This is a genomic window from Pseudomonas yangonensis (assembly GCF_009932725.1).
Classification (GTDB): Bacteria; Pseudomonadota; Gammaproteobacteria; order Pseudomonadales; family Pseudomonadaceae; genus Aquipseudomonas; species Aquipseudomonas yangonensis.
Map to the genome: position 1 here is coordinate 1 of NZ_BLJU01000037.1, position 269 is coordinate 269.

The 269-nt window shown below is 66.2% G+C and carries 1 pseudogene; it reads left to right on the forward strand.

Features of this window, described 5'->3' with window-relative positions:
* Positions 1-269: pseudogene (locus tag GYB81_RS22935) on the forward strand (FAD-binding protein); the annotation flags it as partial.

The window sequence follows — 269 nt, forward strand, 5'->3', positions numbered from 1 at the left end:
TCGTCGCAGATCGCCTGCTCCATCGGCGTGCAACGTCGCCGAGAACGCCGGCGGCGTGCACTGCCTGAAGTACGGCCTGACCGTGCACAACCTGCTCAAGGTCGACATTCTCACCGTCGAAGGCGAGTTCATGACCCTCGGCAGCGATGCCCTGGACGCGCCGGGCTCCGATCTGCTGGCGCTGTTCACCGGCTCCGAGGGCATGCTCGGCATCGTCACCGAGGTGACGGTCAAGCTGCTACCCAAGCCGCAGGTGGCCAAGGTGCTGC